Consider the following 25,456-nt stretch of genomic DNA (forward strand, 5'->3'; position numbering starts at 1 on the left):
TGTCCTACTCCTGCTCGTCCTCGCCGAACAGGTTGAGCATGTCGAGCTGGATGTCGCCACCCTCGACCTCGTCCAGGCCGAACAGGCCTCCGCCCAACTGGTCGGGTGCGGACTTGCCCCGGCGCTTCTTCTTGGTCGCCAGTGCAGTCGGGCGCTTCGGCGGGCCCCCGGCCGGGATGACGCGGGTCAGCGGGCTGGTGCCCGGTGGGTGGCGTGGGCCCTGAGCCGGGGGCGGGGTGAGGGAGGGGTGGGTGAAGGTCCGCCCCTCGGCCATCGCCTCGTAGACGCGGACGATCTCGTCCTTCGTGTCCTGGAAGACGGCGGGCTGCTTGTTCTTGAACGCCCGGAAGCTGTCCAGGACCAGGTCCACGTCCGCGCGCTCAATCCCGTACAGGTGGAAGTACGCGGCATCAAGTTCCGCGCGCATCAGGAAACGACGCCTCTCGTCCCAGACGAAGGGTGGACCGTCGTCACCGAGATACTTCGCCCAGGGGGCCATTTCGTAGGACGTGTAGGTGAGTTCGAGGACTCGGGATCGGATCCAGTCGGCAAGGGGGGCGTCCTGGGTCCAGGGGGCGGAAAGGTCGTAGGTGGCAGGAGGCAGGACGGGAAGCTGCTCCAAGTAGGTATACGTGAGGTGGGCGCCCTGCACTTTTTGACGGGCTGCGAAGTCCAACACGAAAGCGGAAAGATTGGCCAGCAAGGCATACATCGGTTCTTCTGCAGACACTGGCAACAGCAAGGGCTGGGTGTGCCCCACAGCCGTCCTTGGCAACACCGTCGCGATCACCGTGCGATCGTCCGATGCCCGGCACACATCACGCCAGCCCATGAGCCAGCCATGCCGCCATGCCTTGCGGGGAACAGACCTGTCTTCAGCCAATCGTTCCTCGGCGTCATCCTCAGGAACCCAATGACGCGGCAGTGGAACGGCAGATGGATCGCGATGAGCGTCACCGTCGAGCCTTGGAAGGGTGCCTTTGTTGATCTGGGCCTGAGTGGCGTTCTCAAAGGTCGCGAAGCGGCTGTCAAACTGGTGGAGGAACTTCCCCTCGTACAGAGGCAAATAGCGCACGTCGTCACTCACGAAGACCGTGCCGTCACACGTTCCACCCTGGTCAAAGAGCGTCTCGGCAGACTGGAACCTCTTGGAGGCCGTAGCCATGTCGAACATGCGGAGAAACGGGCCGTTACCCAGCTTCCAGGGATCTGCCGGGCCGCCACTGACATGCCGCCGCAGCAGCGGCACCCGATCGTGCACACCGTCCAACACAAGGAGATGGCTCCGGCTTTCACAAACCGGCGCCGTCCGCGTGTTCGGATTGATCCGTTTGAATCCCTCCTCGTCCAGCGTGAACTCCCGCGCATCCAACTGATCCGGCCGCCGCGCACGGAAGGCAAGTCGCACGGCTGGGTAGTGCCTGGTGAGGTCGCGGCCCGCCATCGTGAACAGACTGAACCGATACTGGTTGTGGACCGCCGAAAACAGCTTCTCCTCGTTCTCCATGTCCAGCACGGCCACCATCTGCCGCGTCTCCACCAGATCCGAGAAGAATGGCGCCGTCGTCTTGTCCGTGGCGATCCCCGTGGGCAGGACCAGCCCCGCCATCCCCTCCGGGCCGATCAGCTGCCGTGCCTTCTCCGCGAAGACTGCGTACGTGTTGACGTCACCGAAGCCGGTCTTCGGGAACAGCCCCGACTTCCGGTACATGGTGACCTGGCCCTTGGACTCCCGTTGGTCGAACTGGTATTCCACGTACAACTGACGGTCGCCCTCGTTCGGACGCCCCTCCTCGTCCACACTCGTCCCCAGCGCCTCGATCATGCGGTCGCGGATGCTGGCCGTGGCCGCCGCGGCGATCTTCTCGTCCCGTGCCGCGAACCACTCCTTCTTCTGAATCTTGACCCGCTCCCACGGTGGATTCCCCAGCACCACGTCGAAGCCGCCCTGCCAGCCGGTCTCCGGGTTGACGTCCTCGGCCTCGGACTCCTCCACCCGGAAGACGCGCGGGAACTCCAGGTGCCAGTGGAAGAACTGGTTGCGGCGGACGATGTCCCTCAGCATCGTCTCCGCCCCCTCGTCCACCAGCGGCCCGTCCTCCACGTCCTTCTCCACGGCTCGCAGCACGTTCGTCGTGATGGCGGCGGGGGCGCCCTTGTGCTTGGGCCACAGGAAGGAAGCGCACCACACGTCCGCGACCCGCTTCAGATGCCGCAGTTCGGGCTGCTTCTCGAACTCCCGGTGCGCGCGGGCGTGCCGGCGCACCTCGGCGAGGCTGTGGTCGCCGATCTTCGCGACCTTCTCTGCCTCCACCCGCACCACTGCCGTACTCGTCCGCACGACCCGCTCGGCGAACGGCAGGTGCTCCGCGCCCTTCCGCTCCCGGTCGTTCTGCTGGCGCAGCTCGGTGACGACCCGCTGCTCGTCGCCCTCCAGCTTTTCGAAGGCGCCGTCCGGGATGCCCCGCTCCAGGACGGCCGGGGTCGCCCCCAGCAGGGCGTTCCCCGTCTTGATCCGGTCGTCCAGGTAGGCGAGGGGCTCACCGGGGGTCAGTGACTCCAGCCACAGCGACACCTTCGCCAGTTCGGCGGCGAGCGGGTTGATGTCGACGCCGTGGACGCAGTGCCGTACGACCTTGGCCATCGCCTCGCGGACCCGCTCCGGGGCCGGCTGGCTCTCACCCTGGTCCATCACCGCGTACCGCAAGGCGATGCGCCGGGCCGCCGCGACCAGGAAGTGGCCCGACCCACAGGACGGGTCGACGAAGTTGATCTTCAGCAGGTGGTCCGGGACGCCGGAGGCGGCGTACCGCTCTATGACCGGGTCGAGGGCGGTGTCGAGCAGCTTCTCGATGAGGGAGGACGGGGTGTAGTAGGAACCCGTCAGCTTGCGCTTGTTGCCCGCGACGAGGTCCTTCAGCTCGAACAGCTCGTTCTCCGGCTCCCGGGCGGGGACGAGTTCCAGCAGCGATTCGTAGACGCTGCCCAGTTCCTCGGCGCCCAGGTGCCGGTAGTCGACGCGGGTGGTGCGGCCCTTGTCCTTGATGCGCGAGAGCAGGCGTACGGCTTCCAGCAGACGCTCGTTGGGGAGCTTCGCGACCCTCAGGGGTTCCGGGCTGCCCGGGAGGCGGGTGGACTGGGCATCCTGGTCGATCTCGTCGGGCTCGGGGAGGTAGTAGAGGCCGCCGAGTTCGGGCAGCGCCAGCGCGGGCTCCCCGCCATTGGTGCCGAGGGCGTCGAGGACGCGGACGAGGCCCTGCCACAGGTCGGTGTGGTGGTCGCCCTTGCGGCGGGAGGCGATCCGGCGCAGGCGGGCGGTGGAGAAGTACAGGTTGTAGCGCTCGCGTGCCGCCTGGTTCGCCTTGACCTCCGCCTTGGTGGCCCCGGGACCGGGGTGTTCGAGGAGCGCGTCGCGGTCCTCGGCGACGAAGAGGAAGATCAGCTGATAGGCGAGGCGCAGCAGTTCGTGGTGGAAGTCGTCCAGGGCACGGCGGCCCCCGGCCGTGATCGCCTCGGCCAGGTCCGGGTTGTTCTGGAGGAAGCCCGTGCCGAGGACGTTCAGCGCCTTGGCGACTTGGTCGCGCAGGAGGTTGCGGGAGCGGATGCCGGTCTCGACGGCGAAGTCGCGCCACCACTCCAGGCGGCAGTCCGCGGGGGTCAGCGGAAGCTCGTCGGGAGCCGCGAGGCCGTCGCCCTCCTCCTCGTCGGCCTCTTCCTCGTCCTCCGCCACGGCCGCCGCCGCGCCCCGGCGCTTCTTCTCGGGCTTGGGCACCAGTTCCAGGCGGGATGCGTGGAGCAGCGCGTACATCAGCAGGAAGTCGGAGAAGTCCCCGCCGCCGAAGATCGCTTCGAGGTCGAATTCGACGTACGCGGAACCGACCAGGGCCGTGGAGTCGCGCAGGAGGCGCAGCACCTTGCCGTTGGAGAGGATGCCCCACAAGTGGTCCGGGGAGGCGTTGAGCAGTTCCTGCATCATCGACTGGGGGACGCGGGCGCTGCCCGCCGACCAGCGGTCGAGGGGGGTGGTCCAGCCCAGGAGGTGGACGGGGAGGTGGTCCATCCACTGGTGGCTGACCTGGTACGGCTCGCGGCCGGGCAGCCGGATGCCGCCGCGCCGGGGGGCGAGGCGGCCGTAGCCCAGCTCCTCCAGGAGGGTGAGGAGCCAGACGCGGGTCGCCTTGGTCGGGTCGGCCTTGCCGTCGAGTTCCTTCAGCTCCTCCTGGAGCGAGGTGTACGCGGCGCGCAGCGCGTTCCACTTGCGGCTCGCGGCGTCCTCGATGCGCACGCCGCGTCCGAGCCCGTAGTCGGCGGGGGCGCTGCCGGGCAGTTCGGGGTCGCCGGCGCGGATCTTGGTGAGGAGGTCCGCGGAGAGCAGGCCGCCCTCGACGCGTACGGCGGCGGAGGCGGGGAGGCGGTCGGGGGCGAGGGTGGTCACCGGTCTCCTCCGGAGGCGGGGCGCTGTGCGGCCGGGGCGCTGAGGTACACGTACACGCCGAGCAGGTCCGGGTCGCCGGACGGCCGGACGTCGATGCGGCGTACGGCGGCGGCGCCGCGTTCGCGTCCGCGCTGGCCAGCGGCCTCGCGGACCCGCTGGTGGGCTTCGCGCAGCCGGTCCGCGAGGAGTTGTCCGCGGGCCTTCAGGTGGTCGTTGATCTCGTCGTCGTCGAGTTCCGCGGCGGCTCGGGCGGCCTGCTGGTCGCGCAGGGCTGGCAGGGTGTTCAGGTCGGGGGTGGCGGTGAGCAGGGCGGCGGTCTCCTCGTCGGACAACCAGGTGCGGCCGCCGTCGTCGCCGGTGCGCCAGGCGAGGACCTGGGCGTCGTCGGCGACCAGGACGCGCGGGTCGTCGCTCGCCGTGCGGCCGGGCAGGGTGAGGCGGAAGCGGTAGCGGGCGAGCAGCAGGACCGTGCGGCGGTCGACGGCGGCGGTGCGGATCACGCCGAGGCGGCGGGCCGGGCGCTCCTCGGGGGGCAGGCCGGTGTCGACGGCCGCATCGAGCAGGTAGCGGGCGAGGGCACGCACTGCCGGGTCGGTGCGGGACAGGGCGTGTTCACCGCGTGCCACAGGAAGGTCCTCGCGGAAGACGAGGTCGCGGGCGGCGGTCCTGGCGTGGCCCTTGGCCTTCGCCCTGGCCGCTCCGCCCGGGGCGGCGGCCTGGTCGGCGTCCTCGTAGAAGCCGAGGGCGTGCTTGAGGCCGGTGGGCAGCGGGTCCACGGGGGCCTTGAAGCCCCGGTCGCGGGCGTCGCCGATCGGCTGGGCGCCCAGCTGGGCCAGGGATTCGCGGGTGAACGTGGCGATGTCGCCGGGTTCGCCCAACGCCTGGCGCAGTGCGTCCAGTTCGGCCTCCACCTCCTCGGGGCGCAGACCGGAGTGGGCGAACTTGGTGAGGACCTTCGACTCACGCTCGGCGGCCGACTCCCACTCCTTGTGGAGGGCCTCGCGGGCCCGGCCGAAGTCGGGGTCGTCCTCGAAGTCGAGGGTGAGCTGGCCCTCGGGCTGTCTGCCCCGCAGCAGCAGGGCGCTGGCGAGGGCCTCCAGGACGCCCCGGCCCTGGTCGGGGACGAGGACGGCCACACCGGTCTGGTCGGCGATGTCCTTGTGCTTCTGGATGAGGACCTTCAGGACGAGTCCGTCGATGCCGGTGTCGGTGTCGTAGACGGTGATCTCGCGGACGCGGCGGCGGGGCTGGCCGAACCGGTCGACGCGGCCCGCACGCTGGAGGTGGCGGGTGGGGTTCCAGGACAGGTCGTAGTGGATGACGGCGCCGAAGTGCTCCTGGAGGTTGACGCCCTCGGAGAGGCAGTCGGTGGCGACCAGGACGTGCCGGCCGCGCCGGGCGGTCAGCTCGTCGACGCGGGCCTGCCGGGCGTCGGGGTGCAGGGTGCCGGTGACCGCCTCCACGCTGGCGCTGCGGCCCAGTTCCTCCTTGAGGTGCCGGGCCACGTACTCGGCGGTCGGGATGTAGTGGCAGAAGACGATCGGGTCGTAGCCGTCGACCAGCTGCCGCTTGACCCGGTCGACGAGGGTGCGCAGCTTGGCGTCCGTCGCGGGGCCGGCGAGGGCGTCCGCCCGGTCGGCGAAGTCGGCGAGGGCCCTGGCCTCGCTCGTGCGTCCCTTGCGGGGCGCCTCCGGGGTGGCGGCGTCCTCGTCCGGGAGTGACGGGAGTGAGCCGGGCACCACGTCCATGCCCTCGGCCGTCTCGTCGTCGGCGAGTTCGAAGGCGGCGGCCCGGCCCAGCTTGTCGGCCTCGGCCGGGGTGCGGGTGGCGGCGATCAGAGAGCGGGTGCGCAGGGTCGCGGCGGCCGCGGCGGGAGAGGACAGGACGCAGCGCAGCAGGGTGAGCGCCGTCCACCAGGACATGCGCTGGTGGTGGTCACCGCCGGGGCCGCGCACCTGCTGACGGGTGTAGGCGAGGATGTCGGCGACGAAGCGTGCGTAGTCGGCGTCGAGCCGGTAGAGGGCGTCCTGGGTGTCCCGGTCCTCGGGGAAGGGCGTGTCCTGGCCTACGTACCGCTTGATGTCGTGACGGCGGCGCTGGACGAAGTGGCGGGCCAGCTTGTCGCGGTCGGCGGACCGGGTGGTGTCCAGGGTGCGCAGGGACGGGTCGAGGAGACCGGTGAGCTTCGAGAACGCCTGCGGGTCGCCGCTGTGCGGGGTCGCGGTGACCAGGATGAGGTGGCGGTCGCGCTCGGTGCGGTCGGCGAGCGCGGACAGCAGTTCGTACCGTTTCTGCTGCTCGTTGCCGCCGGTGCCCACGCAGGTGTGTGCCTCGTCGACGATCAGCACGTCCGGGCAGTGGCGGCGGAACGCGTCGCGGCGCTCGTCCTGCTTGATGAAGTCGGTGGAGACGACCGTGACCGGGTAGTGGTCGAAGATCGACCGGTCGGGGTCGTCGATCGCCTTCTGCAGCCGTGCGGCCGTGGACGGCAGGACCAGCTCGGGGTCCATGCCGAACTTGTCGCGCAGCTCGCGCTGCCACTGCTCGGCGAGCGAGGGGGAGCAGAGCACGGTCATGTTGCGGGCGGAGCCCTGCTCCATGAGTTCCTTCGCGATCAGCGCGGACTCGACGGTCTTGCCGATGCCGACGTCGTCACCGATCAGGAGGCGTACGGGGTCCATGCGCAGCGCCATCATCAGCGGAACCAGCTGATACCGGCGGGGTTCGACGGCGACCGCGTTCAGGGAGCGGAAGGGGCCGGCGCCCGCCGTGGAGGCGATGCGCAGGGCGGTGCGCAGCAGTGAGGCGGACGCGAAGTCGCCGGCCTCACCGGGCAGGGCCTTGGGGCGGCCGAAGCCCGGCTCGCGGACCTCGTCGGGGAAGAGGGCGGCGACGAACTCGCGGTCGCCGTCCAGGGGCTGGGCGAGGATCAGGTCCTCGGTGCTCCCCGGAAGGACGACCCAGTCGCGGTCCCGGGCGCGTACGAGGGTGCCGGGTGCGTGGCCGGCCGGCGTGCTCATCGGTCGCCTCCCCTGTGGTCGCGGCCGACGCCGAAGACGTCCGGATATGCGCGCACGGTGTCCTTCCAGTCGGGTTCGGCTCCGGCCCTGATCACCAGCCAGCCGTCGTCCATCATGCGGTACTCGTCCTGCTCGCCGAGCCGCCGTGCTCCGTCGTACTCCAGGAACACGGCGACCTCGGCGCCCGGGAGGTGGAAGACCACGTCCGCGACCTCCGTGGCCGTCTCGTCGGGGAGCCGGTGACCGCCGTCCGCGAGAAGGCGTACGAACGCCTCGACGGGTGTGTCCGGTGCCTGCTCCCGGCGCGGAGCGGGTGCCGTCGATGGCTCCGGGCGCGACTCGTCCTTCGTGCGGGACCTGGCCAGTGCCACCAGCCACGGCGCGGCACGGTGCCGGTCGATGCGCCGGTGGAAGCCCTGGTTGGAGTACGACAGCAGGCAGTCGTAGCAGCCGAGTTCGCAGCGCTCGGCCGCGCCGTCGGCCCGGTCGAGGTCCTTGCCGTCCTCGTCGTAGTGGATGATCCGCAGGGCTTCCTTCGCCACCAGGGCGAGGGCGTTCTCGTCGTCGTACAGGCGGCGCAGCACGCCCGCTCCGCCCTCGGCGCTCTCGACGAAGAGGGTCCGGCCGTGCCGCTCGGCGTCGGGGAGGTCCTCGCTCTCCAGCTCGGAGTCCTCCAGCTGGAAGTGCGCCTCGATCCCGCGTTCCAGCGCGTAGCGCAGGGAGACGGCGGTGAGGTCGTCGACCGGCTCGGCCAGCCGCACCACGGCGATGTTCTTGGTGTCCTGTGCGTAGGGGATGACCTGGAGGGTGCGCTGCGCGCGGTCGAAGGACGCCAGTGACTCCTCCTCCGCGGACTCCTCCTTCGCCAGCCGGGCCGCCTTGCTCTCCGACAGCCACCTGCCGCTGACCGGGTCCAGCCAGAATCCCTGACCCGAGCGGTCCTGGGCGTCGCGTTTGCGGTAACCGAGGTTGAGGACGCGGACGGTCGCCGAGTCCCCGTAGGTGACCTCCGCGAGGGGCGCCCCGTCCGCGCCGCGCACCTGGGCCACGTAGGCGCCGCCGGGGGCGTACCGGTACACGGTCCGCAGGTGGAAGCCCCGCTTCAGGCGTTCCTCCTCGTCGGAGGAGATCCGGCGACGCGGCTCGGCGTGCACCTGCGTGAGCTGCATCAGTTTCGGCAGGGTGCGGTGGAGCGGGACGGCGCAGTTCTCGCAGCGGTCGGCGCCCTCGACCCGGTCGTGCCAGTAGCCGCAGGCCTCGCAGAGCCTGATGTCGCTGGTCGCCACCTGTCCGGGGCGGTCGCCCATCGGGACGGTCACGCGGTCGATGGTGTAGCGGTTGCCCTCGTGGTAGATCAGCGCGCCGGGGCCGAATTCGCCGATCGCGATGAAGCGGGGGCGCTGGATGTAGGCGCCGCTGCGCTGTCCGTACATCCCGGCCGAACGCTCCCCGGGCACATAGGCGGCCAGGGGCAGGCGGGGGAAGGAGTAGCCGGGCAGGAAACCCTCGGAGGCGAAGTAGCGGTAGGTGTAGAAGTCGCTGTACGACTCGCTGTCGGCCTCGTTGCGCAGGAGCTTCAGCTGGTTCTCGGCTTCGGCCCTCCGCCCCGCGGCCCGGTCGCGGTCCCTGCGACTGAGGGAGAGGTCGTTGGCCCGGCGGTGCTGCTGTTCCACCTCGCTGCGAGCGGTGCGGTAGAGGCGGCGCCAGCGCTCGCACGCCGCATCGAGACTGCCGAGCGCCTGGCGGACGATGCGCTCGACCCAGCCCTCGTGCCACCAGGAGGAGTCCGAGAGCTCGTCGTGGAGCGGGGCGAGGACTTCGGTGGCCCGGCTGATGGCCCGCAGCCGGGCGGTCTCGCTGTCCAGGTCGTCCCGTACCCGCGGCAGCAGGTCCAGCGGCCACCGGCCTTCCGCGTCGGCGGTCTCCGCGTCGAGCACGTCGGTGAGGCGGCTGCCGAGGTGGACGCCCGTCTCCGCGAGCCAGATCGAGTGGACGTGGGAGCGGATCAGCTCCTCGTTGGCCAGGTCGAGGCGCGGCGGGGTGACGCTGCCGGACACCATGAGGCCGGGGCGGCGGAAGTAGTACTGGTCGTGCGGGGAACCGGTCGAGCAGTACGTGGTGACGAGCGCGGGCTGGCCACTGCGTCCGGCGCGTCCGGAGCGCTGGGCGTAGTTGGCCGGAGTCGGCGGGACATTGCGCATGCCGACCGCGTTCAGCTCGGCGATGTCGACGCCCAGCTCCATCGTCGGCGAGCAGTAGAGGATCTCAAGGTCGCCTTTGCGGAACGCGTCCTCACGGACGCGGCGGGTCGTGGAGTCCACCTGCGCGGTGTGCTCGTGCGCCTTGATGCCGGTGAGCCCGGCGGCCCCGGCGCGGTAGAGGTTGCGGAAGTACGGGTTGACGCGGACGTCGGCCTCCGCGTCGGTCACCTTGCGCACCGGGTCCGGTTCGGGTCGCGTGCCGTCGCCGGGGAGCCAACGCAGGGCGGAGGCGCGCAGCTGGTGGCCGTAGGAGCCGTCACGCTCCTCCTGGACCACGGCGAGCAGCCCGCACTCGCGCAGCACCCGCATCAGATCGCGGATGACCACGTCGGCATCGGCCACCGCTATACGCTTGCCCGCCTGGCCGGGGAGAGCAGCGAACTGACCGATGCGGCGCAGATAGCGGCCGTATCCGCCGAGACCGCTGAGATGCACGGTGTCGGCCGCCGCGCCGGTCTGACCGCGGCCCGCGTAGGCCAGGCGGGAACGGACACGCGGCTCGCGTGCGGACAGGGCCCAGGGGGCGACGAGATGCGTCTCGCTGATGCTGCCGAGCCGGTCGAAGCCCTCCTGGGTGAGGCACTCCACTTCCACCGCGAGGGATCGCCGCAGCTCGTCGAGCAGGTCACGGGCCAGCTGCTCGCGGTGGGCGGGCGTGTCGCCGGTAAGGAGGGGATGACAGCCCTCCCAGCTCTCCGGGTCGTGCGCGATCTCGGCGAGGGACGTGTAGTCGAAGCGCAGCAGGCCGGTCTGGGAGAGGTTGGGCATGGTGACGCGCCAGCCGCGCTCCAGGTCGGCGTAGACGCGGTAGGCGAGGACCTCGCGCAGGGCCGAGTGGGCGAGGTCGCGCTGGTGGAACTTGGCGGTCGGCACCCTGGCGTACGTCTCCAGCGGGAGAGCGAGGGTGTCGAACACGGCCTGGGGGAGCCGGTCATAAGTCAGCCCCTGCTCCCCCGCCGTCTCCAGGGCACGGTACAGGGCACCCCGCACCTGGCTGACCAGCGCGAAGTCGTTGAAGTGGCCGGCCTGGAGGCTGGCGTCCTGCCGGTTGTCGACGAAGGTGAGGAGTTTGCGTGCCCTCTTCGTCAGCTCGGGCTGGTCGCGGAGGGAGCGCACAACACGGGAACTGATCAGGGAGACGGCGGAGCTGCGGCCCTCCGCGGAGAAGGTGCCCAGCTTGGCGAGGTCCTTGAGCCGCAGCTGCTCGTACGAGGTGCGGCAGTGCAGGCAGAAACGGAACGGGGCGGCGATCCACCAGGCGCGCAGGCCCGTGCCGGGCTCGGTCGCCCGGCCGTCCGGGCCGACCCACACCTCCTCGGGAAGATCCCCGGACCGGGCCTTCAGGACCGTCGACCGGCCGTCGTCGTCCGTCTCGACCCAGCTCGCCGGGAGGCGCCGGAACACGGCGTCCTCGTCGTGCGCGTCGGGCCAGGGCCGGTCGTCGCTGACGTAGAGGAAACCGTCACCGTCGGCGGCCGGGGCGTCCGGGTCCTCCCGGGCCTCGAACACCGTGCCCTCGTGCTCGGCGGGGCGGGTGACCACCAGGTACTCCTTGCCGCAGTCGCGGCAGAAGTGCAGGGGAACGAGCGGCTTGTCGCGATGCTCGGGGACCCGGATCTGGTACTGGCTGGTGAGGTGGCGGCGGCCGGGTGGCTCGAAGCTGACATAGACGGTGTCGCCCTTGGACAGGAACTGGTGCAGCCGGAAGGCGAACAGGGGTCGGTCCAGCTCCCGGTGCCTGGCCTTCGCACCGACGCGCAGCACGGTCTCGATGGCTCGGTGGCACACCTCGGTCGGCTCCCCGCTCGCGTCGGCCAGCAGCGCGGACGCCTGTGGGATCGTGAGCGGTGGGCGGCGGACGAGCCGCCCGCTGGACTCCTCGACGGCCAGCCCCACGGTGTCCTCGACCCAGACCGCGAGGGGGTCGCGGCTCAGGGCCTCGTAGTCGGCCGGAAGCTCGTGGGGTGTGGCGGCGGCGCGGCGGACCGCGTCGGCGAGGGGTTCGCGGGGATGTACCCCGGGTACGGCGTCGGGGCCCGGGTCGGTCGAACGCTCCAGGGTCTCGCCGATGACACGCTTCGGTTCGATCTTCGTACCGAACAGGCGTGTGGCGACGTCGGCGATCTCCTCCCGGGCCTCGGCGAAGGTGACGCCGGTCGCCATCGTGGCCGAGGTGCCGATGCACTGAAGGGCGGGTGCTTCGCAGGCGTCCCGCAGCCGGCGGACGAGGAGGGCGACGTCGGCTCCCTGGCGGCCCCGGTAGGTGTGCAGTTCGTCGAGGGCGAGGAAGCGCAGGCCACGAGCGGCGCCGATCAGCTCCCGCCGCTCGTCGGGGCGGGTGAGGAGGTACTCCAGCATCACGTAGTTGGTGAGCAGGATGTCCGGCTTGTTCCGCAGTACCTGGAGCTTTTGCTCGGAGTTCTCCTGGCCGGTGTACCGCGCAAAGGTCACCTTGCGGCGGTCCTCGGGCACGCCCCACGTGAGGTACTTCTCCAGCTCGTGGAGCTGACTGTTGGCCAGTGCGTTCATGGGATAGACGACGATCGCCGAGATCCCGTCGGGATTCGGGTGCCGCAGCACCTTGTCGACGATCGGCACGATGTAGGTCAGGCTCTTGCCCGAGCCGGTCCCCGTGGTCAGCACGTACGAGTCTCCGCGATCGGCCACGGCGATGGCCTCGCGCTGGTGCCGGTGGAGGGAGAGGGTGCGGGTACCGGGGTCGTTCGGGTGCTTCTTGTGCCGGAAGTACTCCCGGCACATCGGGTGCAGCAGACCGTCGTCGCACAGCGAGGCGACCGTTCCGCCGCTGCGGAAGGTGGGATTCAGCGCAAGCTTGGGATCGGGCCAGCGGGTTTTGCGCTCGCGCTCGCCGGCGAGGTGACGCTCGATGTCCGGGTCCCGCACGGCGACGAGGGAGCTGGTGAACGCCTCGTACTCGGCAATGAGGTCGTGATGGACACCGAAAACGTCCATGGGTCGGCCGGGCCCCCTTGATTCCTTATGTCCACTTGCCCGCGCGTCGCATCCCGGGAGCAGACCCCGCGGGAGACGGAACCACGCAACTGAGCCACCTTACTGCCGCGCTACCCCCTTTTCGCTGGTGGTTTCCCCTCGCTGCACCTTGGCTGGAACCCCGCACTTCTCCCGGGAATCCGCGGCGTGAGACATGATTCACTGCCTCCAACGGTCACCACAGGCATGCGCCCGAAGGGATTCCCGCCCGTGCCCCATGAAGTTGATCAATCATTCCTGGCGCTGCCCGCACGCGCCCTGGCCGACGCCGCGCTGGCACGCGCGCGTGCGCTGGGCGCGGAGCATGCCGACTTCCGGCTGGAGCGGGTGCGCAGCGCGTCCTGGCGGCTCAGGGACGGCAAGCCGTCCGGGTCGTCGGACACCACCGACCTCGGGTACGCGGTACGGGTCGTGCACGGCGGGACGTGGGGGTTCGCCTCCGGCGTGGACCTGACCATGGACGCCGCCGCCAGGGTGGCGGGCCAGGCCGTGGCGATGGCGAAGCTGTCCGCGCAGGTGATCAAGGCCGCCGGGTCGGACGAGCGGGTGGAGCTCGCCGACGAGCCCGTGCACGCGGACCGGACGTGGATCTCGTCGTACGAGATCGATCCCTTCACCGTGCCCGACGAGGAGAAGTCGGGGCTGCTGGCCGAGTGGAGCGGGCGGCTGCTCGCCGCCGACGGGGTGGACCACGTCGACGCCTCGCTGCTCACCGTGCACGAGAACAAGTTCTACGCCGACACGGCCGGGACCGTGACCACACAGCAGCGCGTACGGCTGCACCCGCAGCTGACCGCGGTGTCGGTCGACGAGTCGACCGGCGAGTTCGACTCCATGCGCACCATCGCACCGCCCGTGGGACGCGGCTGGGAGTACCTCACGGGCACCGGCTGGGACTGGGACGCCGAACTCGGCGAGCTGCCCGGGCTGCTCGCCGAGAAGATGCGGGCGCCGAGCGTGGAGCCGGGCCTGTACGACCTCGTCGTCGACCCGTCCAACCTGTGGCTGACCATTCACGAGTCCATCGGCCACGCCACGGAACTCGACCGCGCCCTCGGCTACGAGGCCGCCTACGCCGGTACCTCCTTCGCCACGTTCGACCAGCTCGGGAAGTTGAGGTACGGCTCGGAGCTGATGAACGTCACCGGCGACCGCACCGCCGAGCACGGCCTCGCCACCATCGGGTACGACGACGAGGGCGTCGAGGCGCAGTCCTGGGACCTCGTCAAGGACGGCACACTCGTCGGCTACCAGCTCGACCGCAGGATCGCCCGGCTGACCGGCTTCGAGCGGTCCAACGGGTGCGCCTACGCCGACTCCCCCGCGCATGTGCCGGTGCAGCGGATGGCCAACGTGTCGCTGCGGCCGGACCCGGCCGGGATGTCGACCGAGGACCTCATCGGGGGCGTGGAGCGGGGCATCTACGTCGTCGGCGACCGGTCCTGGTCGATCGACATGCAGCGCTACAACTTCCAGTTCACCGGTCAGCGTTTCTTCCGGATCGAGAACGGACGGCTCGCCGGGCAGCTGCGGGACGTCGCCTACCAGGCGACGACGACCGACTTCTGGGGCTCCATGGCGGCCGTCGGCGGTCCCCAGACGTACGTCCTGGGCGGTGCCTTCAACTGCGGCAAGGCCCAGCCGGGCCAGGTCGCGGCCGTGTCGCACGGCTGCCCGTCCGCCCTCTTCAGGCGCGTCAACATTTTGAACACCACCCAGGAGGCCGGCCGATGAGCGCCCCGACGAACAAGCCGCACGAGATCGTCGAGCGCGCCCTGGAGCTGTCCCGGGCCGACGGCTGTGTCGTGATCGCCGACGAGCACTCCACGACCAACCTGCGCTGGGCGGGCAACGCGCTGACGACGAACGGCGTCACGCGCGGCCGTACGCTCACCGTCGTCGCGACCGTGGACGGCCAGGAGGGCACGGCGTCGGGCGTCGTGTCGCGGTCCGCGGTGACCGTGGACGAGCTGGAGCCGCTGGTGCGGGCGGCGGAGGCCGCCGCGCGGGGCGCCGGGCCCGCCGAGGACGCGCAGCCGCTGGTGACGGGCGTGCCGGAGTCGCCCGACTTCGCGGACGCGCCCGCCGAGACGTCGTCCGCCGTGTTCGCCGACTTCGCACCCGCGCTGGGCGAGGCGTTCGCACGCGCGCGTACGGGTGGCCGCGAGCTGTACGGCTTCGCCAACCACGAGCTGACGTCCAGCTATCTGGGCACGTCGGCCGGGCTGCGGCTGCGGCACGACCAGCCCAACGGGACGCTGGAGCTCAACGCCAAGTCGCCGGACCGCACCCGCTCGGCGTGGGCCGGCCGCTCCACGCGGGACTTCAAGGACGTCGACCCCGCGGCGCTGGACGCCGAGCTCGCCGTACGCCTCGGCTGGGCCGAGCGGCGCGTGGAGCTGCCCGCCGGGCGGTACGAGACGCTGCTGCCCCCTACCGCCGTCGCGGACCTGCTGATCTACCAGATGTGGTCGGCGTCGGGCCGGGACGCGGCCGAGGGCCGGACGGTGTTCTCCAGGCCGGGCGGCGGCACGCGCGTGGGTGAGCGGCTCACCGAGCTGCCGCTGACCCTCCGCAGCGACCCGAACGAGCCGGGCCTGCAGGCCGCGCCGTTCGTGCTCGCGCACTCCTCCGGGGGCGACTCCTCGGTGTTCGACAACGGCCTGCCGCTGACCCCCACGGAGTGGGTGGCCGAGGGTGAGCTGAAGCACCTGCTCACCAGCCGGCACAGCGCGGGGATGACGGGGCTGCCGCTGGCGCCGCACATCGACAACGTGATCCTCGACGGCGGCGAGGACCGCTCCCTGGAGGAGATGGTCGCGAGCACCGGGCGCGGGCTGCTGCTGACCTGTCTGTGGTACATCCGCGAGGTCGATCCGGCGACGCTGTTGCTGACCGGCCTGACCCGGGACGGCGTCTACCTCGTCGAGAACGGCGAGGTGACCGGCGAGGTGAACAACTTCCGGTTCAACGAGTCGCCGGTCGGGCTGCTGGGCCGGGCCGCCGAGGCCGGGCGCACGGAGAAGACGCTGCCCCGGGAGTGGAGCGACTGGTTCACCAGGGCCGCGATGCCCCCGCTGCGGATCCCCGATTTCAACATGAGCTCCGTCAGCCAGGGCGTATAACCTCGTAGGCGGCGGTCACCCGGCTGCCCGAAGATCATCAAGGAGAAGCGAGAACCGTGACGGACATCGTCGACGAGCTCAAGTGGCGAGGGCTGTTCGCCCTCTCCACCGACGAGGAAGCACTGCGCAAGGCGCTCGCGGACGGTCCCGTCACGCTCTATTGCGGCTTCGACCCGACCGCGCCCTCCCTGCACGTGGGACACCTGGTGCAGGTGCTCACCGTGCGCCGGCTCCAGCAGGCCGGCCACCGGCCGCTGGCGCTGGTGGGCGGCGCGACGGGCCTGATCGGCGACCCGCGCCCGACGGCGGAGCGCACGCTGAACGACCCGGAGACGGTCGCCGGCTGGGTGCAGAGGCTGCGCCGCCAGATCGAGCCGTTCCTGTCCTTCGAGGGCGAGAACGCGGCCGTGATGGTCAACAACCTCGACTGGACGGAGGGCCTCTCCGCGATCGAGTTCCTGCGGGACATCGGCAAGCACTTCCGCGTCAACAAGATGCTGACGAAGGACTCCGTCGCCCGGCGCCTGGAGTCCTCCGAGGGCATCAGCTACACCGAGTTCAGCTACCAGCTCCTGCAGGGCATGGACTTCCTCCAGCTCTACCGGCGGTACGGCTGCACGCTCCAGCAGGGCGGCAGCGACCAGTGGGGCAACCTCACGGCCGGCCTGGACCTGATCCACCGGCTGGAGCCGCACGCGAACGTGCACGCGCTGGCGACGCCGCTGATGACCAAGGCGGACGGCACCAAGTTCGGCAAGACCGAGGGCGGCGCAATCTGGCTCGACCCGGAGATGACGACGCCGTACGCGTTCTACCAGTTCTGGCTGAACGTGGACGACCGGGACATCTCGACGTACATGCGGATCCTGTCCTTCAAGTCCCGCGCGGAGCTGGAGGAGCTGGAGCAGCAGACGCAGGAGCGGCCCCAGGCGCGGGCGGCGCAGCGCGCGCTGGCCGAGGAGCTGACGACGCTGGTGCACGGCGCCGACCAGACGGCCGCCGTGATCGCCGCGTCCAAGGCCCTCTTCGGGCAGGGTGAGCTGGCCGAGCTGGACGAGCGGACGCTGGCGGCGGCGCTGTCCGAGGTGCCGCACATCCGGGTCGCCGAGCCGGCGCCGGTGGTGGACCTGTTCGCCGAGGTCGGCCTGGTGGCCAGCAAGTCCGCCGCGCGCCGCACGGTCAAGGAGGGCGGCGCCTACGTGAACAACACGAAGGTCGACTCCGAGGACGCGGTGGTGGCCGAGGAGGATCTGCTGCACGGGCGCTGGCTGGTGTTGCGCCGGGGCAAGAAGAACCTGGCGGCGGTCGAGGTCACGGGCGCCTGAGCGGACATGTACGCGTGAGCGGGGCGGTCCTCCGAGTAACGGAGGGTCGCCCCGCTCGGCGTTCTCCGTTCTCCGTCTCCGACGCGTCACCTGCGATCCCTCAGTGCGCCGCACCTCGCCTCAGGCGCGTCGCCTGCCGCCCCTCAGCTGCATGTACGCCATGTCGCCCAGGAAGACCAGGATGATCGCGGCCACGAGTTGGAAGATGTGGCGGCTCCAGTCGATGCCGGGCGTCTCGGCCACACCGAAGCCCCGGGCGATCGCGTTGCCCGCGATGGCGCCGATCATGCCCAGGATGGTGGTCAGCCAAAGGGGAATGTGCTGTTTGCCGGGAATGACCGCCTTGGCGATGAGGCCCAGTACGAAACCCACGATGATCGCCCACAACCAGCCCATGGCTGCCTCCTCGTACGGCTCGACGTGAGCATTACGCCCAGTTTCGGGCCGTCCGCCGTACGGCGCATGTCGGGTACGGCCGTCCGCGTCGCGTCCGGCGGCGTTCGCGCAGGCAGGAGGGGGCCCGGTCTCGTCGGCGGTGCGGGGGCGGCGTACCGTGGACGCTGTGCGGCCGCGGTTCCGGCCGGGTGCGGAGCTGGTACGGGCCGGGAGAGTCCGAGGCGGGCGGATGGTGGATGTGATGCGGAGCAGGCATGGCGAGGGCAAGGGCCAGGTTTTCCGGATCACCGGAGCCCGGCAGGGCCTCCAGGAGGACGTACGCGCCCGGCAGCGGCGGTACGTCATCTCGATGTCGGTCCGAACGATCTCGGTGATCCTCGCGGCGACCCTGTGGAACGTCGAACGGCACGTCGCGATCGTGGCGCTGGTGCTGGGTGCGGTACTCCCCTACATCGCGGTGGTGGTCGCCAACGCCGGGCGGGAGAACGCGCCGTCGCTGCCGTCGACGTTCGTGGCCGTTCCGCCCCGGCCGATGCTCGCGCCGCCGAAGGAGGACGACGACGGCGCTTCCACGGAGTCCGTACCGGAGGACGTGGTGGGCGATCCGGCGCAGGGCCGACCCGAGCAGAGAACATGAGGCGCTTCCGCCTCAGGGCTTTTCATCGAGCCGGGGAAAAGCTCCGTTCAATCACGTTGTTCAGGTGCCCGGCGACGGGTTGCGCGTGACATACTTCGTAGGCGCTCCGCATCCCCCGTCGGAGCGAGAGACCGACGCCGGGCAGCTCCCCCCGTGGCTGCTCGGCGTCGCCTTTTCCGTGCCGTCGTGTGTGGTGCAGTGGTGAGACGAACCCGTGAGTGACGAGACCCCGATCTGTTCCGCGAAGGGCTGCCGTGCCGACGCCGTGTGGGTGCTGGCCTGGAACAACCCGAAGATCCACACGCCGGAGCGACGCAAGACCTGGCTGGCGTGCGAGGAGCATCGCGAGCACCTGTCGCAGTTCCTCGGGGTGCGGGGGTTTCTGAAGGACGTCGTCAAGTTCGCGGACTGGCGGGAGCCCGAGAGCTCCTAGCCGCCGATCGCCGACATCGGCCTCGTGGGCTGCACGAAGCTCGGGTCGTCCAGGCCCGCGCCCGCCTTCTTGCCCCACATCGCCAGACGCCAGATGCGGGCGATTTCCTCGTCGGGGGCGTCGGAGCGGAGCGCGGCGCGCAGGTCGGTCTCCTCGGTGGCGAACAGGCAGGTGCGTATCTGGCCGTCGGCCGTAAGGCGGGTGCGGTCGCAGGCCGCGCAGAACGGGCGGGTGACGGAGGCGATGACGCCGACGCGGTGCGGGCCGCCGTCGACCAGCCAGCGTTCGGCGGGGGCGGAGCCGCGCGCCTGGTCGCCCTCGGGGGTGAGGTCGAATCGGGTGCGCAGGGATGCCAGGATGTCGCCCGCCGTGATCATGCCGTCGCGCTTCCAGCCGTGCTGGGCGTCCAGGGGCATCTGCTCGATGAAGCGCAGCTCGTAGTCGTGCTCGACGGCCCAGGCGAGCAGGTCGGGGGCCTCGTCGCCGTTCAGGCCCGGCATCAGGACCGAGTTGACCTTGACCGGGGTCAGGCCCGCCTCGCGCGCCGCGTGCAGGCCCTCGATGACGTCCTTGTGGCGGTCCCGTCGGGTGAGGGCCTTGAAGACGTCGGGGCGGAGGGTGTCCAGCGAGACGTTCACCCGGTCCAGACCGGCCGACTTCAGGGCCGCCGCGGTGCGCTTGAGGCCGATGCCGTTGGTGGTGAGGGACATCTGGGGGCGGGGCCGCAGGGCCGCGACCCTCTCGACGATGCCGACCAGGCCCGGACGCAACAGCGGCTCGCCGCCGGTGAACCGGACCTCCTCGATCCCCAGGGAGGTGACCGCGATGTCGATCAGCCGCACGATCTCGTCGTCCGTGAGCAGGTCGGGCTTGGCCAGCCACTGCAAGCCCTCCTCGGGCATGCAGTACGTGCAGCGCAGATTGCAGCGGTCGGTCAGCGAGACCCTCAGGTCGGTGGCCACCCGGCCATAGGTGTCGATGAGCACGTGGCCCCTCCCGTCGTGGCGGAACACGCAGCGGAGCACATCATCTCCGACACTGCGAGCCTACGTGACCCCACTGACAACGGCTAAGGCCCGTTCCCACGAGGTGGGACGCGGCCGCGTCGTGGGGACCCACAGGAGTCCGACGACGCGGCCGCCTCAGGGGCCGTGCGCAAGGGCTGTGTTGCAGGGGGCGTGCTCAGTGGGCTCCGGTGCCGGTCAGGGACCGGACCTCCAGCTCGGCGTACTTGCCGGCGTCCGGCTCGTCCTTCGACAGGACGGTGCCGAGCCAGCCCATCAGGAAGCCGAACGGAATGGAGATGAGGCCCGGGTTCTTCAGCGGGAACCAGGCGAAGTCGACGCCGGGGAACATCGCCTTCGGGTCGCCGGAGACCACGGGCGAGAACAGCACCAGGCCGACGGCGACGATCAGACCGCCGTAGATCGACCACAGCGCGCCCTGGGTGGTGAACCGCTTCCAGAACAAGCTGTAGAGGATGGTCGGCAGGTTGGCGGACGCGGCGACCGCGAACGCCAGGGCCACCAGGCCGGCAACGTTGAGGTCGCGGGCGAGGGCGCCCAGGGCGATGGAGACGATGCCGATGAAGACGGTCGCCCAGCGGGCCGCCCGGACCTCCTCCTCGCCGGTGGCCTGCCCCTTGCGGATGACGTTGGCGTAGATGTCGTGCGCGAAGGAGGACGACGAGGCGAGGGTGAGACCGGCGACCACGGCGAGGATCGTGGCGAAGGCCACCGCGGAGATCGTGGCCAGCAGGATCGCGCCCCAGGCCGAGTCGACGCCGCCGAGGTGCAGGGCGAGCAGGGGCGCCGCCGTGTTGCCGGACGGGTTGGACTCGATGATCTCGTCCTGGGAGATCAGCGCGGCGGCGCCGAAGCCGAGGGCGATGGTCATCAGGTAGAAGGCGCCGATGATGCCGATCGCCCAGTTCACGGACTTACGGGCGGCCTTGGCGTTCGGCACCGTGTAGAAGCGGATCAGGATGTGCGGCAGGCCCGCGGTGCCCAGGACCAGGGCGATGCCGAGGGAGATGAAGTCGAGCTTGGAGGTGCTGGTCGCGCCGTACTGCAGGCCGGGCTCCAGGAAGGCGGCGCCCTTGCCGCTGTTCTCGGCGGCGGTGCCGAGCAGGTCGGAGATGTTGAAGTTGAACTTCAGCAGCACCAGGAAGGTGATCAGGATCGTTCCGCCGATCAGCAGCACGGCCTTGATCATCTGGACCCAGGTGGTGCCCTTCATGCCGCCGATGGAGACGTACACGATCATCAGGACGCCGACGAGGGCCACGATGCCGATCTTGCCCGCGTCCGACGTGATGCCGAGCAGCAGCGAGACGAGCACGCCGGCGCCGGCCATCTGGGCGAGCAGGTAGAAGATCGACACGACGATCGTGGAGGTGCCGGCCGCGGTGCGCACCGGGCGCTGGCGCATGCGGTACGCGAGGACGTCGCCCATGGTGTACCGGCCGGAGTTCCTGAGCGGCTCGGCCACCAGCAGCAGGGCGACCAGCCAGGCGACCAGGAAGCCGATGGAGTACAGGAAGCCGTCGTAGCCGAACAGGGCGATCGCGCCGGCGATGCCGAGGAACGACGCGGCCGACATGTAGTCGCCGGAGACCGCGAGGCCGTTCTGGAAGGCGCTGAACTGGCGGCCGCCCGCGTAGAAGTCGGCCGCGTCCTTGGTCTGGCGGCCCGCCCAGACGGTGATGAACAGGGTCGCGACGACGAACACCGCGAACAGCGTGATGATGAGCGGGCGGTGCTCGCCGGCCTCGTTGGCCGCGAGAACGGTGTGCTGTACGGGGCTCATGCGCCGCTCTCCATCCGGGACTTGATGGCCTCCGCCTTGGGGTCGAGCTTCGCGGCGGCGTGCCGCGAGTACCACCAGGCGATGAGGAACGTGGTGACGAACTGGGCGATGCCGAAGACGAAGGCGACGTTGATGTTGCCGAACAGCTTGGTACCCATGAAGCCGCCCGCGTAGTTGGACAGCAGGACGTACAGCAGGTACCAGGCGATGAAGGCGACGGTCAGCGGAAAGGCGAAGGAGCGGTAGGAGCGGCGCAGTTCACCGAACTCCGCGCTCTGCTGCACCTCGACGAACTCCTCGGTCGAGGGGAGTCGATGTTCTGTCTTCGCGTGGGGCGGTGAGTCGGTGGCCACGGGTTCTCCTCGCAATGCGGATGCGGTGCAGTTGGTAGTGATGTGGATCACGTGAACCGGGCGGCGATGGTAGTGGCCGGGAGCGCGATCCGACAGGGGGCCTCGATCGTGCTCGGCTTCCCTGTTCAACGTCACGGCGCCACGCGAGGAGCGGTTCAACCTCGCCGCCTTCTTTCGGTAGTCACCGCCGGAAAACTCCGAAGTCGTCGCCGGAAGTGATTGCTGGCCCGCGAGGTCGGGAGATAGCTTCACCCTGCAACACCCGTCATGTACCTGCCCGAGCACCACCTGTGCCTCGGGCCGGTTTCGTTTCCGGATGAAGTGGAGACCCCATGGCTCATCTGCGTTCCAGACGCCGGCTCGCCCTCGCCGTACCCGTCGTGCTGTCGCTGACCGCCTCGCTCGGCTTCCTGCCGGCGGCCGCCACGGCCGCCCCGGCCACCGCGTCCGCCGCCCAGTCGGCGGACGCCCCGAAGCTGGCGTACGTGGTCAACACCGCGACGGACGGCCGCACGATCGCCTCGGTGCAGCGGGCGATCGCCGCGGCCGGCGGCACCGTGGTGATCACGTACGACACGATCGGCGTGATCGTCGCGCACTCGGCGAACCCGGACTTCGGCGCGCAGATACGTACCGTCCGCGGCGTGCAGTCGGCGGGCGCCACCCGCACCGCTCCCCTGGTCTCGGCGGGCACGACCGACCAGGGCGCGGCCGACTACCTGACCGCCGCCGAGGCGGCGAAGGTCGAGGCCGCCGCCACCGCCGGGAGCGAGCCCCTCGAGGCCGACCAGTGGGACCTGCGGGCGATCGGCGCCGACAAGGCCGCGCAGATCAACCCGGGCAGCCGCAAGGTCACCGTCGCGGTGATCGACACCGGCGTCGACGACACCCACCCGGACCTCGCCCCGAACTTCTCCGCCGGTCAGTCCGCCAACTGCGTCGGCGGCGTGGCGGACACCAGCGAGGGCGCCTGGCGGCCGTACACCGCGGACGACTACCACGGCACGCATGTCGCCGGCGAGATCGCGGCGGCCCGCAACGACATCGGCGTGGCCGGCGTGGCGCCGGGCGTGAAGGTCTCCAGCATCAAGGTGAGCGACCCGTACAACGGGCTGTTCTACCCGGAGAGCGTGGTGTGCGCGTTCGTGTTCGCGGCCGACCACGGCGTCGAGATCACGAACAACAGCTACTACGTCGACCCGTGGCTGTACAACTGCATGGACGACCCGGACCAGCGGGCGATCGTGGACGCGGTCAACCGCGCCCAGCTGTACGCCCAGAGCAAGGGCACCCTGCACCTGGCGTCGGCGGGCAACTCCAACCACGACCTCGACGCCGACGCCATCGTCGACGACAGCAGCCCCGACGACTCCACCCCGGTCGAGCGCACCATCGACCCGCACGAGTGCTTCGACGTGCCGACGCAGCTCCCGGGGATCGTCACGGTCAGCGCCACGGGCGTGCAGAACCTCAAGTCGTACTACTCCTCGTACGGCAAGGGCGTCGTCGACGTCGCGGCGCCGGGCGGCGACCGGCTCTACCAGATCCCGGACACGCCGTCGAAGAACGGCCGCATCCTGTCGACCATGCCGAACAACCAGTACGCCTTCCTCCAGGGCACCTCGATGGCCTCGCCGCACGCCGCCGGTGTCGCCGCGCTGCTGAAGTCCGAGCACCCGTGGGCGAGTCCGCAGGAGCTCCAGCTGCTGCTCAAGGCCCAGGCGGACAGGACGGCCTGCCCGGAGTCGTACGACCAGAACGGTGACGGCACACAGGACGCGGTGTGCGAGGGCGGTACAAGCGTCAACGGTTTCTACGGACACGGCATCGTCAACGCGCTGCGCGCGGTCCAGTAGTCGCTCGGGCCGCGGCGCGGCCGGACCTTCGGCCGCCGCCCGCCGCCCGCCGCCCGCCGCCCGCCGCCCGCCGCCCGCCGCCCGCCCCATGAACTCCCGCACGGTCCGCCGCGTACCACCCGTACCGCGAACGAACTGGAGACACGCACCCATGACAGTGCCTCAGCCCCGCCACCGCCGTGCCCTGGTGATCCCGGTCGGGATGACCATGGCGACCGCCCTGGCGTTCCTGCCGAACGCCACGGCGTCGGCGGCGCAGCCCGCCGCCCAGGTGGCCGCCGACGCGACCTCGCTCAGCTACGTCGTCAACGTGCACCCCGGACAGGGCGCCCCCGCGCATGTGAAGAAGGCGATCACCGAGGCCGGCGGCACGATCGTCATGTCGTACGACCAGATCGGTGTGATCGTCGTGCACGCGGCGAACGGCGAGTTCGCGTCGACGATCAGGAAGGTACGAGGGGTCCAGTCGGCGGGCGCCACCCGGACGGCGCCGCTGCCCGCTCAGTCGACCACCGACGTGGGGACGCCGAAGGTGCTCACGGCCGAGGACCTGGCCGAGGTGGAGGCCGTCGAGGGGCAGGACCCGCTCCAGTCGCTCCAGTGGGACCTGCCGGCGATCAAGGCGGACAAGGCGCACGAGAAGTCGCTCGGCTCCGATCGGGTGACCGTCGCCGTGATCGACACCGGCGTGGACGACACCCATCCGGACATCGCCCCCAACTTCGATCGCGAGGCGTCCGTCAACTGCGTCACGGGCAAGCCGGACACCACCGACGGCGCCTGGCGGCCCGGCGCGGCGGAGAGCCCGCACGGCACCCACGTGGCCGGGGAGATAGCGGCCGCCAAGAACGGCGTCGGCATGACGGGCGTGGCACCGGGCGTGAAGGTGTCCGGCATCAAGGTGTCGACCACCGCCGGCTACTTCTACACGGAGGCCGTCGTCTGCGGCTTCGTCTGGGCCGCCGAGCACGGCGTGGACGTCACGAACAACAGCTATTACACCGACCCCTGGTACTTCAACTGCAAGAACGACCCGGACCAGAAGGCGCTCGTGGAGGCCATCACCCGGGCGTCGAAGTACGCGGAGAGGAAGGGCGCGGTGAACGTCGCCGCGGCCGGCAACGAGAACTACGACCTCGCGGCCGACGAGATCACCGACCCGGTCTCCCCCAACGACTCCACGCCCACCGAGCGGGTGATCGACCCGTCCGAGTGCTACGACATACCGACCCAGTTGCCGGGCATCGTGACGGTGGCGGCGACCGGCGCGAAGGGCCTGAAGTCGTCCTTCTCCAACCACGGTCTGGGCGTCATCGACATCGCCGCGCCCGGCGGCGACTCGACGGCGTACCAGAAGCCGGAGCCGCCCGCGACCAGCGGTCTGATCCTGGGCACGCTGCCCGGCGGCAGGTGGGGTTACATGGCGGGTACGTCGATGGCCTCGCCGCACGTGGCGGGCGTCGCCGCCCTGATCAAGTCGACGCACCCGTACGCCCCGCCCGCCCTGGTGAAGGCCCTGCTGTACGCCGAGGCGGACGCCACGGCGTGCACGGACCCGTACGACATCAACGGTGACGGCAAGGTCGACGCCGTGTGCGAGGGGCCGAAGAACTACAACGGCTTCTACGGCTGGGGCACGGCGGACGCGCTGGACGCGGTGACCAAGTAGGGACCGGGCGCGGACGACGCGCGACGGCGTACGTGACGGCCGGCCGGGCCGGACGGGTCATCCGTCCGGCCCGGCCGCCGTTCGTGGTCGCGGTGTTCGCCCTCCGCTGACGAGACGTCATGCCGT

The 25,456-nt window shown here is 70.5% G+C and carries 14 protein-coding genes; 7 read left to right on the plus strand and 7 right to left on the minus strand.

Features of this window, described 5'->3' with window-relative positions:
* Positions 1-4: 4 nt before the first annotated feature.
* Genes IPT68_RS08335 through IPT68_RS08345 form a run of 3 tightly spaced genes read right to left on the minus strand, consistent with a single transcriptional unit; the run spans position 5 to position 12,689 of the window.
* The gene (locus IPT68_RS08335) at positions 5-4,435 is read right to left on the minus strand and encodes an Eco57I restriction-modification methylase domain-containing protein (protein WP_189701865.1); all 4,431 of its coding nucleotides are present in this window, start codon (positions 4,433-4,435) and stop codon (positions 5-7) included.
* The gene (locus IPT68_RS08340; RefSeq protein WP_189701864.1) at positions 4,432-7,455 is read right to left on the minus strand and encodes a helicase-related protein; all 3,024 of its coding nucleotides are present in this window, start codon (positions 7,453-7,455) and stop codon (positions 4,432-4,434) included. The genes IPT68_RS08335 and IPT68_RS08340 overlap by 4 nt, the downstream gene beginning before the upstream one ends.
* Complete coding sequence (locus IPT68_RS08345; RefSeq protein ID WP_189701863.1) at positions 7,452-12,689, minus strand: DEAD/DEAH box helicase; 5,238 nt, start codon at positions 12,687-12,689, stop codon at positions 7,452-7,454. Before IPT68_RS08345 ends, IPT68_RS08340 begins: the two co-directional genes overlap by 4 nt.
* Before the next feature lie 249 nt (positions 12,690-12,938).
* Here IPT68_RS08345 and IPT68_RS08350 point away from each other — a divergent pair, with 249 nt between their 5' ends.
* Genes IPT68_RS08350 through tyrS form a run of 3 tightly spaced genes read left to right on the plus strand, consistent with a single transcriptional unit; the run spans position 12,939 to position 17,178 of the window.
* The gene (locus IPT68_RS08350) at positions 12,939-14,462 is read left to right on the plus strand and encodes a TldD/PmbA family protein (RefSeq protein WP_189701862.1); all 1,524 of its coding nucleotides are present in this window, start codon (positions 12,939-12,941) and stop codon (positions 14,460-14,462) included.
* Positions 14,459-15,853, plus strand: coding sequence for a metallopeptidase TldD-related protein (locus tag IPT68_RS08355; protein WP_189701861.1), 1,395 nt, complete (start codon positions 14,459-14,461; stop codon positions 15,851-15,853). The genes IPT68_RS08350 and IPT68_RS08355 overlap by 4 nt, the downstream gene beginning before the upstream one ends.
* Positions 15,854-15,909: 56 nt before the next feature.
* Complete coding sequence (gene tyrS / locus IPT68_RS08360) at positions 15,910-17,178, plus strand: tyrosine--tRNA ligase (RefSeq protein ID WP_189701860.1); 1,269 nt, start codon at positions 15,910-15,912, stop codon at positions 17,176-17,178.
* Positions 17,179-17,298: 120 nt separating this feature from the next.
* Here the strand turns inward: tyrS and IPT68_RS08365 are convergent, their stop codons facing one another.
* The gene (locus tag IPT68_RS08365) at positions 17,299-17,574 is read right to left on the minus strand and encodes a GlsB/YeaQ/YmgE family stress response membrane protein (protein ID WP_189701859.1); all 276 of its coding nucleotides are present in this window, start codon (positions 17,572-17,574) and stop codon (positions 17,299-17,301) included.
* A gap of 241 nt (positions 17,575-17,815) precedes the next feature.
* Between IPT68_RS08365 and IPT68_RS08370 the strand changes: the two genes are divergently transcribed.
* Together IPT68_RS08370 and IPT68_RS08375 are read left to right on the plus strand one after the other, a co-directional pair.
* On the plus strand, positions 17,816-18,211 hold the full coding sequence (locus IPT68_RS08370) for a DUF3099 domain-containing protein (RefSeq protein WP_189701858.1): 396 nt from the start codon (positions 17,816-17,818) through the stop codon (positions 18,209-18,211).
* A gap of 214 nt (positions 18,212-18,425) precedes the next feature.
* Positions 18,426-18,644, plus strand: coding sequence for a hypothetical protein (locus IPT68_RS08375; RefSeq protein WP_189701857.1), 219 nt, complete (start codon positions 18,426-18,428; stop codon positions 18,642-18,644).
* Here the strand turns inward: IPT68_RS08375 and moaA are convergent.
* The 3 genes from moaA to IPT68_RS08390 form a co-directional block, all read right to left on the minus strand.
* Positions 18,641-19,630, minus strand: a complete 990-nt coding sequence (gene moaA, locus IPT68_RS08380; RefSeq protein ID WP_189701856.1) for a GTP 3',8-cyclase MoaA — start codon at positions 19,628-19,630, stop codon at positions 18,641-18,643. The genes IPT68_RS08375 and moaA overlap by 4 nt on opposite strands.
* A 196-nt stretch (positions 19,631-19,826) precedes the next feature.
* The gene (locus IPT68_RS08385; protein WP_189701855.1) at positions 19,827-21,452 is read right to left on the minus strand and encodes a solute symporter family protein; all 1,626 of its coding nucleotides are present in this window, start codon (positions 21,450-21,452) and stop codon (positions 19,827-19,829) included.
* The gene (locus IPT68_RS08390; protein WP_189701854.1) at positions 21,449-21,805 is read right to left on the minus strand and encodes a DUF485 domain-containing protein; all 357 of its coding nucleotides are present in this window, start codon (positions 21,803-21,805) and stop codon (positions 21,449-21,451) included. The genes IPT68_RS08385 and IPT68_RS08390 overlap by 4 nt, the downstream gene beginning before the upstream one ends.
* 332 nt (positions 21,806-22,137) lie before the next feature.
* Here IPT68_RS08390 and IPT68_RS08395 point away from each other — a divergent pair, with 332 nt between their 5' ends.
* On the plus strand, positions 22,138-23,661 hold the full coding sequence (locus IPT68_RS08395; protein WP_194074060.1) for a S8 family serine peptidase: 1,524 nt from the start codon (positions 22,138-22,140) through the stop codon (positions 23,659-23,661).
* A 151-nt stretch (positions 23,662-23,812) separates the two neighbouring features.
* On the plus strand, positions 23,813-25,330 hold the full coding sequence (locus IPT68_RS08400; RefSeq protein WP_194074061.1) for a S8 family peptidase: 1,518 nt from the start codon (positions 23,813-23,815) through the stop codon (positions 25,328-25,330).
* Positions 25,331-25,456 lie beyond the last annotated feature (126 nt).

The sequence above is a fragment of the Streptomyces chromofuscus genome (genome assembly GCF_015160875.1).
Lineage (GTDB): Bacteria > Actinomycetota > Actinomycetes > Streptomycetales > Streptomycetaceae > Streptomyces > Streptomyces chromofuscus.